Origin of the sequence: Flagellimonas hadalis, from assembly GCF_007785775.2 — a bacterium.
Classification (GTDB): domain Bacteria; phylum Bacteroidota; class Bacteroidia; order Flavobacteriales; family Flavobacteriaceae; genus Flagellimonas; species Flagellimonas hadalis.
Window position 1 is genome coordinate 148671 of record NZ_VNIK02000003.1, and the last position, 15347, is coordinate 164017.

11 protein-coding genes are annotated in these 15347 nt (G+C 47.9%); 4 read left to right on the plus strand and 7 right to left on the minus strand.

All coding sequences use genetic code 11. The annotated features are described in order from the left end of the window. The 6 genes from FOT42_RS06910 to FOT42_RS06935 form a co-directional block, all read right to left on the minus strand. Positions 1-981: a PorP/SprF family type IX secretion system membrane protein gene (locus FOT42_RS06910; RefSeq protein ID WP_313788418.1), complete on the minus strand. Its 981-nt coding sequence runs from the start codon at positions 979-981 to the stop codon at positions 1-3. A gap of 19 nt (positions 982-1000) precedes the next feature. Next, complete coding sequence (locus FOT42_RS06915) at positions 1001-4732, minus strand: T9SS type B sorting domain-containing protein (protein WP_151889845.1); 3732 nt, start codon at positions 4730-4732, stop codon at positions 1001-1003. A gap of 147 nt (positions 4733-4879) precedes the next feature. After that, on the minus strand, positions 4880-5761 hold the full coding sequence (gene fabD / locus FOT42_RS06920; RefSeq protein ID WP_151889846.1) for an ACP S-malonyltransferase: 882 nt from the start codon (positions 5759-5761) through the stop codon (positions 4880-4882). Between the two features lie 97 nt (positions 5762-5858). Beyond that, complete coding sequence (locus FOT42_RS06925; protein ID WP_151889847.1) at positions 5859-6374, minus strand: gamma carbonic anhydrase family protein; 516 nt, start codon at positions 6372-6374, stop codon at positions 5859-5861. A 97-nt stretch (positions 6375-6471) separates the two neighbouring features. Beyond that, on the minus strand, positions 6472-7203 hold the full coding sequence (locus FOT42_RS06930) for a LytR/AlgR family response regulator transcription factor (RefSeq protein ID WP_151890015.1): 732 nt from the start codon (positions 7201-7203) through the stop codon (positions 6472-6474). Next, positions 7203-9416: a tetratricopeptide repeat-containing sensor histidine kinase gene (locus tag FOT42_RS06935; protein ID WP_151889848.1), complete on the minus strand. Its 2214-nt coding sequence runs from the start codon at positions 9414-9416 to the stop codon at positions 7203-7205. Before FOT42_RS06935 ends, FOT42_RS06930 begins: the two co-directional genes overlap by 1 nt. Positions 9417-9614: 198 nt before the next feature. Here FOT42_RS06935 and FOT42_RS06940 point away from each other — a divergent pair, with 198 nt between their 5' ends. After that, on the plus strand, positions 9615-10784 hold the full coding sequence (locus FOT42_RS06940; protein ID WP_151889849.1) for a vWA domain-containing protein: 1170 nt from the start codon (positions 9615-9617) through the stop codon (positions 10782-10784). 49 nt (positions 10785-10833) lie between these two features. On the opposite strand, the gene FOT42_RS06945 is transcribed toward FOT42_RS06940, so the two are convergent. After that, on the minus strand, positions 10834-11829 hold the full coding sequence (locus FOT42_RS06945; RefSeq protein WP_151889850.1) for a PorP/SprF family type IX secretion system membrane protein: 996 nt from the start codon (positions 11827-11829) through the stop codon (positions 10834-10836). A 128-nt stretch (positions 11830-11957) separates the two neighbouring features. On the opposite strand from FOT42_RS06945, the gene FOT42_RS06950 reads away from it, so the two are divergent. From FOT42_RS06950 to FOT42_RS06960, 3 genes are all read left to right on the plus strand, one after another. Further along, positions 11958-12854, plus strand: coding sequence for a NifU family protein (locus FOT42_RS06950; protein ID WP_151889851.1), 897 nt, complete (start codon positions 11958-11960; stop codon positions 12852-12854). 70 nt (positions 12855-12924) lie between these two features. Next, positions 12925-13125, plus strand: coding sequence for a dodecin family protein (locus FOT42_RS06955; protein ID WP_151889852.1), 201 nt, complete (start codon positions 12925-12927; stop codon positions 13123-13125). Between the two features lie 103 nt (positions 13126-13228). Beyond that, on the plus strand, positions 13229-15274 hold the full coding sequence (locus tag FOT42_RS06960; protein ID WP_226789820.1) for a thioredoxin domain-containing protein: 2046 nt from the start codon (positions 13229-13231) through the stop codon (positions 15272-15274). The last annotated feature ends 73 nt before the right edge of the window (positions 15275-15347 follow it).

Below are 15347 nucleotides of genomic sequence, written 5' to 3' on the forward strand. Positions count from 1 at the left end.
TCAAAAGAATCTAGGGGAATCTATCTGTTTGCCTTTGTTATTATTATTGTTCTTGTCCCTCGACTTGTTGCCTTTATTGCCTGAACCAAATCCTCCCCTGCCTATGTAAAACTTCAATATGGCCTCATGAGATCCCCCGCTATATTCACCCAGTCCGTTGGTGGCATAATCGTAGGAATAGCCAATGAACATGGCATTGGAAATCTGGAACCCGGCAAGACCACTCACCGCATTGTCAATACGGTACGAGGCCCCGATGGTCAGCGCATCGATAAACTGGAAATTGGCAGAAAGGTTCACCGTCACCGGTGATCCTTCGAGGTAATTCACCAAAAAGGCGGGTTTGAACTTGGTCCGGTCCCCCAATTGGAACACATAGCCCCCAATGGCGTTGAACTGCATATTGTCCTCCACAATGGTGGCCACTTCGTCATTATAAAGTCCATTGGTCAGAAAGTTGGGCACGGATACGCCCAAATACCAATCTTCTTCGTGATACATAAAAAGTCCGGCACCGATAGTGGGATAAAAACTGTTGTAATTCTCCCCCAAAATGGAAGGGTCGGATGGGTCCTCGAACGTTCCCCTGGAATAATCGATGTCCAGCATGGAGCCTCCCGCATTCAGACCAAAAGAAAGTCTGGTCTCGTCCGACAATTGGATCTGATAGGAATAGGCCACATCCAAAAAGGTCTGCCGGGATGGCCCCAGTTCGTCGTTCACAATGTTGATGCCCAGTCCAGTCCTTTCATTTTTGAAAGGGATATTGGCACCGGCACGGATGGTGGTCGGGGCCCCGGGAACATCTACCCATTGCGCCCTGTACAGACCAATGATTTCTGGGCTTTCCACCGTGCCCACATAGGCTGGGTTGAAACTGCCAATGTTGTACATATATTGGGTGTATTGTGGCTCTTTTTGGGCTTGGACAAGGCCAGCTCCAAGTAAAAGCATCCAACAAAGCATCCTATATGTTCGCAAACCTATCTTTTTTGGCATCTTAGTTTTTCCTTACAATTTGAATCCACCCTTTGACCACTTCGGAACCATCGCCTAAATCCAATATATAGAAATAGGTGCCCTTGGGCAAATCTCCATTCTTTCCTGTTCCGTCCCATGAGCTGTCATACCCCTTCATTTGGAAAACGCTGTTCCCGTACCGGTCGAACACTTCAAAGGTATTGTTTGGGTATGCTGTATGATTGACCAAGGTCAAAAGATCGTTCACACCATCGCCATTGGGTGAAAATATGTTGCAAATGGTACCCGGATCTTCACACTGGCTTCGGTTCACCTGCACCGATACCGTTGCCGTGTTGTTGGAAGCCACACCATCATTGGGGAAAGAAGAGACCAGCGTAGCCGTGTTCTGCAAGGTTCCGGCAGCCGTGACCGTCACGGTAATTTCCAGAACAACGATTTCTTCCGGATCCATTTCGTCAATGGTCCACTCCCCCGTAATTTCATCATAAGTCCCTTTGGAAGGTGCGTCTGACACATGGGTAAATCCACTGTCCAGTACATCACTGACCACAATATCCAATACCCTGTCCATAGTGGTATTCTCCACTGTGATGGTAAATGTCACATTCTGATTCAACAGCACCTCATCCCTATTCACTTCCTTGGTAATGGCCAAGTCAATATCCTCGGGGTTACAATCCGGTGTCAAGAATGGATCGCAGGCATCCAAAGGATCTGTAGCATTTTCAGGAACAGCAGTTGTAGTCGGGTCGTCCACAACAAGGACTTCTTCCCCATCGGTAAGGCCATCGCCATCGGTATCCGGGTCATTGGGATCGGTGCCCAAAGCTATTTCTTCACTATCCATCAAACCATCACCGTCGGTATCGACCATACAGTCGCTTACCGATACCGTTAACTGTACCGATTCATTGGTACAAGGAGCCTCGGCACCGCTGGTGGTGTATTCAAAAACATAGTTTCCTACAGGCAATCCGGCAAAATCAACATTATTTTCAGCTGTAATGACCAATGCCCCACTGGATGGATCGGTGATTATGGCCCAAGTTCCTGGATCTGCACCTGTCAAAGTGGTATCCAGGTCCAAAACATTTGGCCCACCATTTCCTTGCACATTACATGCTACGGTATCGGTCGGTGTACCCGCTGAAAGCGAATCGTTTACGGTCGCCACTACTTCCACCCTTTCCGAAACGCAGCCATTGGCCGAAGCGGACACATAAATGGAAGTGGTCTCCGTGATGGATGGGGTCACAAAACTGTTGCCCGTTCCCAAGGATGTACCCCCCGTTGGGGCCGCAAACCAATTATAGGTGATCGTACTGTCGTCCTCCACGGTTGCCGTGGCACTCAAAGTGGCGGTACCTGAAGCACAAACAGCATCTCCCACGGTTTCCTCAATCACCGGGGTGTAATTCCGCACCAAAGTAATCTGCAGAATGGGGCTTGCACAACCATTGGATTCATCATAGAAAAAGCCGTAATACGAACCGGGATCTACAACATTACTGCTGATCAGGTGGGCATCCGTTTCCAAGGGATCGGGGTCCACACTCCAGGTCAAAACAGTCCCGGCCGGTGCTGCCGTACTGGTCAAATAATCGTTTAGGTCCACATTGATGACATCGCAGAACACGGTAGGTTCCGAAGCATCCAAAGGTGGGGCGCTAGGTGCCGTGGGACAAACGTTGGAACAGTCCGTAATGGTGATCTGAAGTACGTTACTGGCGCAGTCGTTGACAGCATCATAGAAAAAGCCGTAGTAGGTCCCTGTTGCACTGACCGTACTGGAACCTAGATAATCTCCCGTTACGGTAGTGTTCGGGTTGGTGCTCCATTGCAGCACAGAGCCCGTTGGCGGTGTATTGGACACATAGTCATCCAAATCCTGGCTAAAACTGTTGCAAAAGGCCGTGGGCAATGAATTGTCCAACGTTGGTGCCATGGTTCCCGAAAAACAGGTCTCCTTGGTCACCGTGTCCGTGGCGGCACTTCCAGTTCCGTTGGTATTGGAAAGGGTAACGGAAAGGGTGATGGTCCCATTGCCCAAGCCACTTAGATTGATTCCCGTGAGTTGCTGATCAACAGAATTTATTGGTCCTGTACCCGATACAGGGACTCCGCCGCCATCACTACTAATGGTGTAATTATAGGTCGCATTGAGCTCAGCATTGGCAAACGTAAAACTGACCGTGTCTTCATTGGTCTGATCAATGGGATCTTGGTCTATTTGCGCCGTATATCCTGTGGGAACGGCTGTATTTTTAGTTGCAAAAGCAAAGGCTGGATTTCCTGTGTTGTTAAAAATATTCGTCAAGGTCACTGTAAGTCTGACCTGACCGTCTGGCAAGCTACTCAAATCTATTCCATTGACAGTTTGGTTAGGTATTATTACCCCACCATTACCAGTTACAGTAGTCGCATAACCATCACCATCACTAGCAAAAGTATAATTATAGGTTGTTAAGATTTGAGCCCCAGAAAATGTAAAACTTATAGCTGTTTGATTGGGAATATTAATAGGATTATCATCAATTGATACACCAAAGGCCGCTGGTATGGCATCATCGTCAGTAAAAGAACTATTCCCCACAGCCGTAGAGATGGCAGCGTTGGGACTGGTGTTACTCAAAGTGACACTAATGGTTTCGTCAGCCTCAACTACTGTATCCCCATTGGTGGTCACATCAACTGTTTGGCTCAGCACTAAAGTTCCGGCAGGAAAGGTCAAGGTGTTGCCAGTACCATCCTCGTTACCACCACTTATCAGATAATCCACCGTAATGTCCGAAGAAGGGTCCGATGCATCTATGCCCACCGTGAACTGTATCGTGCTCACTCCGGGGCCATCACCTTCAGCAACAGGGGCGGGACTGTCTATGCCGATATTGGCCACATCATCATCTACAAAGGAACTGTTGCCCACAGCAGTGGCGATGGTTGCGTTGGGGCTTGGATTACTCAAGGTGATACTGATCGGCTCGTCAGCTTCCAACAAGGTATCCCCGTTGGTGGTCACATCAACTGTTTGGCTCAGTACCGCAGTTCCGGCAGGAAAGGTCAAGGTGTTGCCCGTAGCATCCTCGTTGCCTCCGCTTATCACATAATCCACCGTAATGTCCGCAGAAGGGTCCGATGCATCTATGCTCACCGTGAACTGTATCGTGCTCACTCCGGGGCCATCACCCTCAGCAACAGGGGCGGGACTGTCTATGCCGATATTGGCCACATCATCATCTACAAAGGNGACACCGGGGCCATCACCTTCAGCAACAGGGGCGGGACTGTCTATGCCGATATTGGCCACATCATCATCTACAAAGGAACTGTTGCCCACAGCAGTGGCGACGAGTGCGTTGGGGCTTGGATTACTCAAGGTGACACTGATCGGCTCGTCAGCTTCCAACAAGGTGTCCCCATTGGTGGTAACGTCCACTGTTTGGCTCAGTACCGCCGTTCCGGCAGGAAAGGTCAAGGTGCTGCCCGTACCATCCTCGTTGCCGCCACTTATCAGGTAATCCACCGTAATGTCCGCAGAAGGGTCCGATGCGTCGATGCTCACCGTGAACTGTATCGTGCTGACACCGGGGCCATCACCTTCAGCAACAGGGGCGGGACTGTCTATGTTGATATTGGATTGCCCATACCCAATGCCCATACTACAAAATACTCCTAAAAAGAACAGGAATTTTCGTTGACCCATAAGGGTCAAACATACAGAAGCGGTTTTTTTCAATAAAGACAACATGGCCTATTCAATCCGTTTGGGGTTCGTTCAATTGGCCAAGCAAGTGTAGGTAATTTGGGAGGAGTCAATATTACAAAAAAGGCAAGGAATGCCCCAAGCAATCTGTTTAAATCAATGTTTAATCGGATAAACTGTTTGCTCGATGGATTAAATCACAGCGGAGCTGGTTTCGGCCTCTGGGCTTATCTTTTTCACCAAGCCCTGGAGCACCTTGCCCGGCCCCACTTCCACAAAGGAAGTTGCGCCGTCCTTCACCATTTGCTGTACGCTCTGGGTCCATTTTACGGGGGCTGTGAGTTGCAGGATCAGGTTCTTCTTGATCTCATCGGCATTGGAAACGGCCGTGGTGGTCACGTTCTGATAAATAGGGCAGCTGGGCACGTTGAACTGGGTGGCCTCAATGGCCGCAGCGAGCTCTTCGCGGGCCGGTTCCATCAACGGGGAATGGAACGCACCGCCAACAGGCAACAAAAGGGCCCTTTTTGCCCCGGCTTCCTTCAGTTTTTCACAGGCCACGTTCACGGCATCCACCTCTCCGGAAATGACCAACTGTCCGGGGCAGTTGTAATTGGCGGGAACCACGATACCTTCGACCTCTGCACATATTTTCTCCACAATTTCATCATCCAACCCCAAAACGGCCGCCATGGTACTGGGTTTGATCTCACAGGCCTTCTGCATGGCCAAGGCCCGCTGGGAGACTAATTTCAATCCGTCCTCAAAATTGAGGGTTCCATTGGCCACCAAAGCGGAAAACTCGCCCAAGGAATGTCCGGCCACCATATTCGGTCTGAAATTTTCCCCAAGCACCTTGCCCAAGATCACGGAGTGCAGAAAAATGGCCGGTTGGGTCACTTTGGTCTGCTTCAGGTCTTCGGCCGTGCCCTCGAACATGATATCGGTGATGGAAAAACCAAGGATATCATTGGCCTTTTCAAACAGTTCCTGTGCCAGGGAATGGTTTTCGTAGAGGTCCAGGCCCATACCTGTAAACTGTGCGCCTTGTCCGGGAAAAATATATGCGTTCATAGTGTTCGAGTTTTTTTGAGTGGGACAAAAATAGGGATAATTTGAAGGATTGGACAGTTGGGTTATGGGTTTGTTCGGTTATCGGCAGGAGACTTGGTTATTCTTCCTTAAACCAACTGGCATATTTCACATAGTTGTTGGCGATGCGGTCTATTTCCCCCGAACTGAGCTCGGGACTGATGTCCTTGATCTTTTTGGCGGGCATGCCGGCATAGATGCTGTTGGCCTCTACATGGGTGCCCTTGGTGACCACGGCCCCTGCGGCTATGATGGAATTGCTCTCCACCACACAATCGTCCATGATAATACTGCCCATACCCACCAACACGTTGTCCTTGATGGTACATCCGTGCACGATGGCATTGTGGCCTATGGAGACATTGTTCCCTATGGTCGTTGGGGATTTTTGATAGGTACAGTGGATCACGGCCCCATCCTGCACGTTCACCTTGTTGCCCATTTTGATGAAATGCACATCGCCACGCAGCACGGCATTGAACCAAACACTGCATTGGTCGCCCATGGTGACCTCGCCCACAATGGTGGCATTTTCAGCAATAAAACAATCGTTTCCCATTACCGGGGATATGCCCCTGACGGATTTCAAAATCATAGTTGCTCAGTTTGATCTTACAAAATTACATCACTACGAAGACATCTCGACTGCGCTCGATGTGACAACGACCAAATTTTTTGCTTTTTGCCTGCAATTACTGAAAATACGACAATAGTTCGGCTTTTTTGGAAGCGGAGACGGAGAGTTCCTTGCCATTGGAGAGGGTCACGCTCCCACCCTTTCCTTTTTTGTATTTCACCACTTCGGCCACGTTCACCAGATAGGATTTGTGTATGCGGGCGAAGGGATAGGACTGTAAAGCATCCTCAAAATATTTCAAGGTCTTGCTCACCACTATTTTTTTCCGTTCCAGGTATATTTCAGTATAGTTATCGTCCGCTTTGCAGAAAAAGATATCGCCCACATCCAAGATCTGGAAGCCATCCTGTTGGGGCAAGGTGATTTTCCCTTCCGCCTTTATGGGCTTTGTTTTCAGGACCTGCCCCTCCAATGCGTTTTCCTTTTCCTTGATGGCCCTGACATACTCCACGGCCTTGACCAACTCGTCGATATTGATGGGCTTCATCAAATAATAGGCCGCATGGTGGTTGAGCGCATCCATGGCATATTGGTTGTAAGCCGTTACAAAAATGGTCTCAAAACTGCGTTGGGGAAGTTGGTCCAACAGGTCGAAAGCGTTGCCAAAGGGCATTTCCACATCCAAAAAAACGATATCCGGTGCGTGTTTTTGGATAAGTGCCATGCCTTGCTCTATGTTTCCCGCCTCGCCCAAAAGTTGTACCCCTTCGCAATATTTGCCCAAATAGCTCCGAAGGATCTCACGACTGTTGGCCTCGTCCTCCACTATGATTGCACGCAATTCCATCATTGTTTTTTGAGTTTAAGGGACACTTTGGTCCCGGTTCTGTCCGCATTGAGGTCAGTAATGGAGACGTCCACGCGGTTTTTGTACATATCGTTCAGGATCTGGATGCGCTTTTTGATATTGCCCATCCCCTTCGATTTTTGCTTGCGTTGGTTGTTGGTCTTCAATGCTGCGGACTGGGTACGCCCGATGCCATTGTCCAAGATCACGATCTCCAACATGTTCTCGGTAACCTGGCCCACCTCTATCTTCAAAAAACCTTTCGTTTCCCTATAGCGCAGTCCGTGCCAAATGGCATTTTCTATGTAGGGCTGGAGCAACATGGGCGGAATCTGATAGGCATCGATATCAATTTTTTGGTCTACATTGATCTCATAATCGAACTTGTCCGCAAAGCGGGAGTGTTCCAGTTTCACATAAAGTTCCAACAATTCCAGTTCTTTGGCAAGCGGTATGAAATCTTCTTCCGAGTTTTCCAAGACGCTGCGCATGAGCACGGAAAATTCGCTCAAAAAACGGTTGGCACTGCGTTCGTCGCTCTTGGCGATGAAGTTGTTCACCGAGTTGAGCGCATTGAAAATAAAGTGCGGGTTCATCTGGGTCCGGAGCGATTTGAGTGCCAGCAGGTTGTTGGCCAATTTTTGCTGACGGTTGCTCCTGTAGTACAAAAAAGCGGTGAAAGCCATCAACAATACCCCAAAACCAAGGGAATAGATGATCCATTTCTGTCGTTTGCTGGTCTCCTCGTACAATTGTTGTTCGGTCACGGCCAAGCTGTACTTGCTCTGCGAAAGTTCCCGTTCCTGTTCCAAACTCGAAATACGGCTCTGTGTATTGGCGATTTCCCGGTTGAACCGGGCCGCCCTTGAAATTTCCTGCTCCTTTCTCACGTATAGGCTATCCACTACGGCCACATAATCTTGATAGGATTCCAACGCTTTGGTGAAATCGCCCTTGTTCCGGTACACTTCCGAAAGTTTGCGGGTGGCGTCCTTCTGGATGACCAGGTCATCGTCCTTATCGGCTTCCACGATACTTTTTTCGAGATAGGGAATGGCCTCGTCCAACTTGTCCTGGGCGATATAGGCACTGGCTATCTTATAGTTGATCTTTTGCGAGGTAATGGTATCGGTACCGGACAAACCCTTGTTTTCCCGAGATGCACTGGGGGGAGAAAGTTGTTTGAGTTCGTTCAGGCTTTTCTTCCGCTGCTGGATCTCGTCATTGTATCGGCTCTTTTGATTGTAATAATCAGCTACCCGTTCACTTTCCTGGATCAATCGTTCGGGTGCTACTTTTTTGGACAGGTCCAACGAGTTTCGGTAAAAACCTTCGGCCTCCACCTCTCTATCCTCAATGGCAAAGGCATCTGCCATCTTGGAATTCAGGTCGATGATCTTAGGGGAAATCTGGTTCTTTTCGGCAATCATCAAACCTTGGTTGTAATATCCCTGGGCCTCTTTTATTTTTCCCAGACCCTTACTGGCATCCCCAAGGGCCTCGAAGAGTTCCACACGTTGGTAGGGCACCATATTTTTTTCATCGATCAAGGAGACAAGGGTCTTGATGGCCAGATCGTGTTCCCCGCTCAAGGTGTACGCTTGCCCCAATACCAATTTGGTCCGGTTGGATTCCGTGGCCGAAAGGGCGTCCTTAAAATTGTCGATGGCCAGATCGTATTGCTTGTGGTAGAGGTAGATTTCACCCAAAGTCCTCAGGGATTGGGCGAGTTCCCGTTTGTTGCCCGAAGTACCCAAAGGCTCCATGGACTGGGCCACGAAATCGATACTTTTTTCCAGGCTGTTTTTTTTGTAAAAGTTGGCAGAGTCCAGTAGCCGTTGATGGTCCAGTGCCACATTCCGTGATCTGGCAGATGCACTTTCCTTTTTTCTGGAGCTTGCCCTTCCATAGCCTTCCACCAAAACATCCACATCTTCACCGGAAGTGATCCTATGGCGCACGGTTTCGATCTCCGGGCTTTCAAAAATGAGCATGTCCCCAATGGAAGCCCTGATCTTGAATTCCCCCAAACTATTGGTCCTGGTATATCTCCCCCTGTCCGTGGACACCTCCACCCCAGAAATGGGTGTATAGTTTTCCCTACCCTTGACAGAACCTTTGATCTCCACCTCACCACTGGGCTGCCCTACTTGGGACATGGCGGTCAGGCCGGTCATCAATAAGAGGATGAATATGTATAGCCTTTTGATCATAATTGAAGTAAACTTAGTTCATCCCAAGCGTATTAAAAAATGCATTTTCAGGGAAAAGGGTCCAAATACACCTCGATTTTACCACTTTACAAAGTCATTCGGCCTGTTGGCTCATTCTGAAGGTCAATTGGCTCATTCTCGGTTTTAATTGTAAAAAGATGCCGATACTTTTAGGCCATCATTTAAAAACATTGCATCATGAAACATTTGAATAAAGTATTGGGCACAGCATTCGCCCTTATGGCCACCGGCGCCAGCTATGGCTGCAACCTAAAAGCCCAAGAAAAGGAAAATACGGTATTGGTGACACAATCCATTGTGGAAAAACCAAACAAACATTTTGTAAAGATCGCCCTGTTGCTGGATACGAGTAACAGTATGGACGGACTCATCAACCAGGCGAAAGCACAGTTGTGGGACATCGTGAACGAGTTTACCCATGCCAAATGTGGCAACGATACCCGACCCATGCTCCAAATTGCGCTGTATGAATATGGAAACGACAATCTTTCTTCGCGCGAAGGGTACATCCGTCAGGTATTGGGGTTTTCGGACGATCTGGATGAAATTTCAGAAAAACTCTTCTCCCTGACCACCAATGGTGGTGAGGAATACTGCGGAGAGGTCATCCAAACTTCTCTGAAACAATTGGATTGGGGCAAGAACTCCGATGATCTTAAAATGATCTTTATCGCAGGGAACGAACCCTTCACCCAAGGCAAATTGAACTATAGGGAAGCAGCGGCCAACGCCAAGGAAAAGGATGTGATCGTGAACACCATCTTCTGTGGCAATTTTCAGCAAGGCATCAATACCGAATGGAAAAGCGGCGCCTCTTTGACCGGCGGGGAATATATGGCCATTGACCACAACCAACAGATCGTGCACATCAATACGCCTTATGACGATGTCATCATCAAATTGAATTCCAAATTGAACAACACCTACATCTCCTATGGTTCCCGCGGGTATGAGAAAAAGGCCCTACAGAGCGCACAGGACAGTAATGCGGCCGAACTGGAAGAAGTGGTCGTTGTAAAACGGGCCGTAAGCAAAAGTTCACGGTTGTACAAAAACACAGAGTGGGACCTAGTGGATGCCGTTGAGGACGATGAGGCCGTGCTTACCCGCCTAAAGGAACAGGATTTGCCCAAAGAACTCCAAGGGAAATCCAAAAGTGAGATCAGGGCCTATGTTGACGACAAAAAAGCGGAACGTGAAAAAATCCAAAAGGAAATCCAGGAGTTGAACGCAAAGCGTGAGGCTTACATCGCCCAAAGCCAAGAACAGGAAAAAGGGGAATTGGAAAATGCAATGTTATCGGCCATTAAAAGCCAAGCTTCCAAGAAAAATATGAAGTGGGATTAGATTGCTGAACCACAGAATGAAAATGGTCCATCCTATCGATGGGCCATTTTTAGTTATTGGCAGCGGGACAATAACAATCGTACCGCTTGCCCTGATCGCTCTGTCCAAAATCGTAGCCCAAGGTAATCTGGTGGAACCCGCCGTTATCAAAACGGATATCCCCGGATTGGTAGGAATAGTTATAGGAAAACAGGAACCGGTTCACATTAACGCCGATGATGGGGGTGAACAACTGTAACCGTTGCTCCCCAAAAGTTCCATTGGACTGGAACTGTGCGCCATCGAAGCTTCTGCGGTAGGACAGTCCTGCCCAGACCGTACCGAAGCTCACATCCCTGTACACCTTGGCGTTCAGGTCCACGGTTTTCTCCTTGGTATAATCGGTCATCTGGAATAGAATGGATGGTTCCACCCTTGTACTCCGTCCAAACACATATCCGGCGGAGAGCAGGTACCTTCTAATGTTATCTATTTCAACTGCACTATACAGGTCACGCCCACTGCCCAAAATATTTAAAATGGCGGCGTGCGCGTAAAACTCCAAGTAATTATAGGACGCTCCAAGGTCCACATTGAAATAACTTACCGTGTTCTTTACCCCAGTCACCACGGGATCGGGAATGATGGACCGGAATTCGGTCTCGTCCAAACTGCTCAAGATGACCCCTGCACTCAATCCAAAGGACAATTGGTTCAGGGTCCTGAAATCGCCACCCATCTGCAAATGATGGGCATAGGTTCCCTTAAAACCTGTTTGGGAATGGTATCCGTTGGAGTCGTTGAAAAGAATGGCGCCGATACCGCTGCGCTCCCCTACCCTGGAATTGATATTGAAGGTTTGGAGACTGGGCGCCTCATCCACATTGAACCATTGCTTTCGAGCAGTCAGGCGTATTTTGGTACCCTCCCCTATTCCTGCCATGGACGGATATACCAAGTAATAGTTATCCGCTAGGTAATCAAAATATACCGGGATTCCTTCTTGGGCCTTGGCCATACTGCCAAAAAGAAGGGCTATGATAATCGAGGTTAGGCTGCGTCTCATCTGACGATTGGGGCTAATAGGTGTGATTTATACGTAATCAAACATTTAGATAACGGTCGATAAGATACATTATTATATAATGTTGCAGCACATCCCAACTATTGGTATTTTTGCAGGAAATATTTGCCATGAAAGAATATAACATCACCATTGTTGCCACGAACAATCCAAAGATCATCAAATTGGAGGCCAACCATTTTCTGGTCAAGGGCAACTACGAATATAAAAACATCGACGATGCCAAGAACTCACCGTTGGCCCAACAGCTTTTCTACCTACCGTTCATCAAAACGGTCTATATCGCCAGTAATTTTATAGCCTTGGAACGATTTGACATCGTGGATTGGCAAGATGTAAAGGACGATGTGGCCCAGCAATTGGTGGAATATCTGAATGCCGGGGAACCCATTGTGCATGAAGAACAGGACCAAAAGAAACAACCCGTTTCTGTCTATGCGGAAGTCACGCCAAACCCAGCTGTGATGAAATTTGTGTGCAATAAGCGTATAGTCCCCGCTGTTTTCGAGTTCAAGAACATTGATGAGGCGAAGGACTCCCCATTGGCCAAGGCCCTTTTCCACTTCCCGTTCGTCAAAGAGGTTTTCTTTGATGAAAACTATGTTTCGGTGACGAAATATGAGGTGGCCGATTGGGAGGAGATCAACATGCAGTTGCGTGAGTTTATCAGGGACTTTTTGGGCGATGGAAAAGAGGTTGTGTCCGCAGAGGCCATACAAAAGACCAAGGAAGCTGTAACCGAAAACAACACGCAATCCCAATACGATGACACTTCACAACAAATCATCGACATTTTGGAAGAGTACGTGAAACCTGCAGTGGCCAGTGATGGCGGCAACATCATGTTCCAATCCTATGAGGAGGCCAGCGGCACCGTGAGCGTCATCCTACAGGGAGCGTGTAGTGGCTGTCCTTCATCCACCTTTACCCTGAAGAACGGCATCGAGACCATGCTCAAGAACATGATGGGCGACAAAGTACGGGAAGTAGTGGCGCTGAATGGCTAATTTTAAAGGATTTCCTTGCCCCATTGTGGTCAAAATTCATTAAATTGAAGGAAATTAAAAAACATTGACCATGGCAGTTTTAAAAGTTATTGAAGTATTGGCAAATTCAAATGTAAGTTGGGAAGACGCAACAAAAAATGCATTGGAACAAGCCTCAAAATCCGTAAAGAACATCCGTTCCATTTATGTAAACGAGCAGAGTGCAACTGTGAAAAATGGCAAAATCGATGATTACCGGGTAAATGTCAAAATCACCTTTGAGGTGCAATGATTCCCTTTAGAAAAATGAAATTGCGTCCTTTTAGGACGCTTTTTTTATGTCCAAAAGCCATTTATCACGAACACAGAAATTTTTAACCCTCAAAACGAACAGCGTGGCCAACGAACATACCAATGCCCTTATCCATGAGACCAGCCCCTATCTGTTGCAGCACGCCCACAACCCCGTAAACTGGGAAGCTTGGGGACCCAAAGTCTTGGAACGTGCGCAAAGGGAGGACAAGCTGCTCATAATCAGTATAGGATATGCCGCCTGCCATTGGTGCCATGTGATGGAAAAAGAATGTTTCGAAAATGAAGATGTGGCCCAAGTGATGAACGGGCATTTCATCAACATTAAAATCGATAGGGAGGAACGGCCCGATGTGGACCAGATCTATATGGATGCCATCCAAATGATCTCAGGGCAAGGGGGCTGGCCCCTGAATATCGTTGCCCTGCCCGACGGCAGACCGTTCTGGGGCGGCACCTATCTCCCCAAAGAGGGTTGGACCAATGTGCTGCAACAACTGGCGGGACTGTACAAAAACGATAAGGACAGGGTGGTGCAATACGCTGCCGACCTTGCCAATGGGCTGCACGCCATCAATTTGGTGGAGCCATCAAAAGACACGGAACTGTTCTCTTTGGAGCAATTGGAGGATGCCGTTCAAAACTGGTCGGGCCATTTTGACACTTTTTTGGGCGGACACAAGCGCGCACCCAAGTTCATGATGCCCAACCATTGGGATTTTTTGTTGCATTATGCCACTAACAACAATAAACCCGAACTACTCGAATTTGTGGACACGACCCTGACCCGAATGGCGTATGGCGGGATCTATGACCACGTGGGCGGTGGGTTTTCGCGGTATGCGGTGGACATCAAATGGCACGTGCCCCATTTTGAAAAAATGCTGTACGACAATGGGCAGCTGACCAGCCTCTACGCCAAGGCCTACGCAGCCACCAAAAATGAGACCTACAAAGCCGTGGTCGAGGGAACGATCGCCTTTGTAAAAGAGGAACTGATGGGCGAAAGTGGCGGTTTTTATTCCTCTTTGGATGCTGATAGCCTGGATGGGAACGGGGAACTGGAGGAAGGTGCTTTTTATGTGTGGACCAAAGAGGAACTCATTGGACTTTTGGGAACCGATTTTGACATTTTTCAAGATTACTATAATATCAATTCCTACGGTCTTTGGGAGGAAGAAAACTATGTACTGATCCGGGACAAGTCCGATGTGGAGATTGCCAAAAAGCATGGGATTTCCGTTTCTGACCTGAAAAAGCGAATGAAAAATGCCCTCTCCTTCCTAAAAAAGGAAAGGAACAAACGCCCCAAACCCCGATTGGACGACAAAATCCTAACTTCTTGGAACGGATTGATGCTGAAAGGTTTGGTGGATGCGTTCAGGTATATCGGCCACAAAGCGTATTTGGAACTGGCCCTCCAAAATGCCGAATTCCTTGAGCGGGAAATGATCAAGGAAGATTTTTCCCTGTATCGGAACCACAAGAACGGGAAAAGCACAATCAATGCCTTTTTGGAAGATTATGTGACGGTGATCGAAGCCTTTTTGGCCCTTTACGAGATCACCTTTGATGAGAAATGGCTCAACTTGGGCAAAAAACTACTAGATCATACCCGGTTACATTTTTTTGATGGGGACTCAGGAATGTTCTTTTATACTTCGGACAAGGACCAGTCGCTCATCCGAAGAAGTATCGAGACCAACGACAATGTGATTTCCTCCTCCAACTCCATCATGGCCATCAACCTGTTCAAAATGGACAAGATTTTTCCCGAAGAAGGTTATGGCCATTTGGCCAAACAGATGCTCAAAAACGTGCAGAAAGATTTTTTACGGAGCGCACATGGGTTTTCAAATTGGCTCCATCTGGTGCTCTTTTACCATTTGGATTTTTATGAGATTGCCATAGTGGGCGAAGACTACGAAGCAATGGGGATGGAAATAGGCAAAAGATATGTGCCGAACAGTTTTTTGGCCGGCTGCCCAAAAGAGGGCCGCATCGAGCTATTGAAAAATAGGTATGTGAAGGACAAGACATTGGCCTATGTGTGCATTGAGGGTGCCTGTAAGCTACCAGTCGAAACACTCGAGGATGTATGGAAGGAAGTGCTGCTGCCCCTCGAATAACATTTGTTTACATTTTAATTTTTTTATATCATTCGAACATTCATTTAGAGTAAAACAAAAACAAAAAACCATT

Bases quoted from the DNA above. Each gene is read 5' to 3' on its own strand.
- FOT42_RS06950 (WP_151889851.1), top strand. From the start codon at position 11,958: ATGAAAGAATATAACATCACCATTGTTGCCACGAACAATCCAAAGATC.
- fabD (WP_151889846.1), bottom strand. From the start codon at position 5,761: ATGAACGCATATATTTTTCCCGGACAAGGCGCACAGTTTACAGGTATG.
- FOT42_RS06940 (WP_151889849.1), top strand. From the start codon at position 9,615: ATGAAACATTTGAATAAAGTATTGGGCACAGCATTCGCCCTTATGGCC.
- FOT42_RS06925 (WP_151889847.1), bottom strand. From the start codon at position 6,374: ATGATTTTGAAATCCGTCAGGGGCATATCCCCGGTAATGGGAAACGAT.
- FOT42_RS06935 (WP_151889848.1), bottom strand. From the start codon at position 9,416: ATGATCAAAAGGCTATACATATTCATCCTCTTATTGATGACCGGCCTG.
- FOT42_RS06945 (WP_151889850.1), bottom strand. From the start codon at position 11,829: ATGAGACGCAGCCTAACCTCGATTATCATAGCCCTTCTTTTTGGCAGT.
- FOT42_RS06930 (WP_151890015.1), bottom strand. From the start codon at position 7,203: ATGGAATTGCGTGCAATCATAGTGGAGGACGAGGCCAACAGTCGTGAG.
- FOT42_RS06955 (WP_151889852.1), top strand. From the start codon at position 12,925: ATGGCAGTTTTAAAAGTTATTGAAGTATTGGCAAATTCAAATGTAAGT.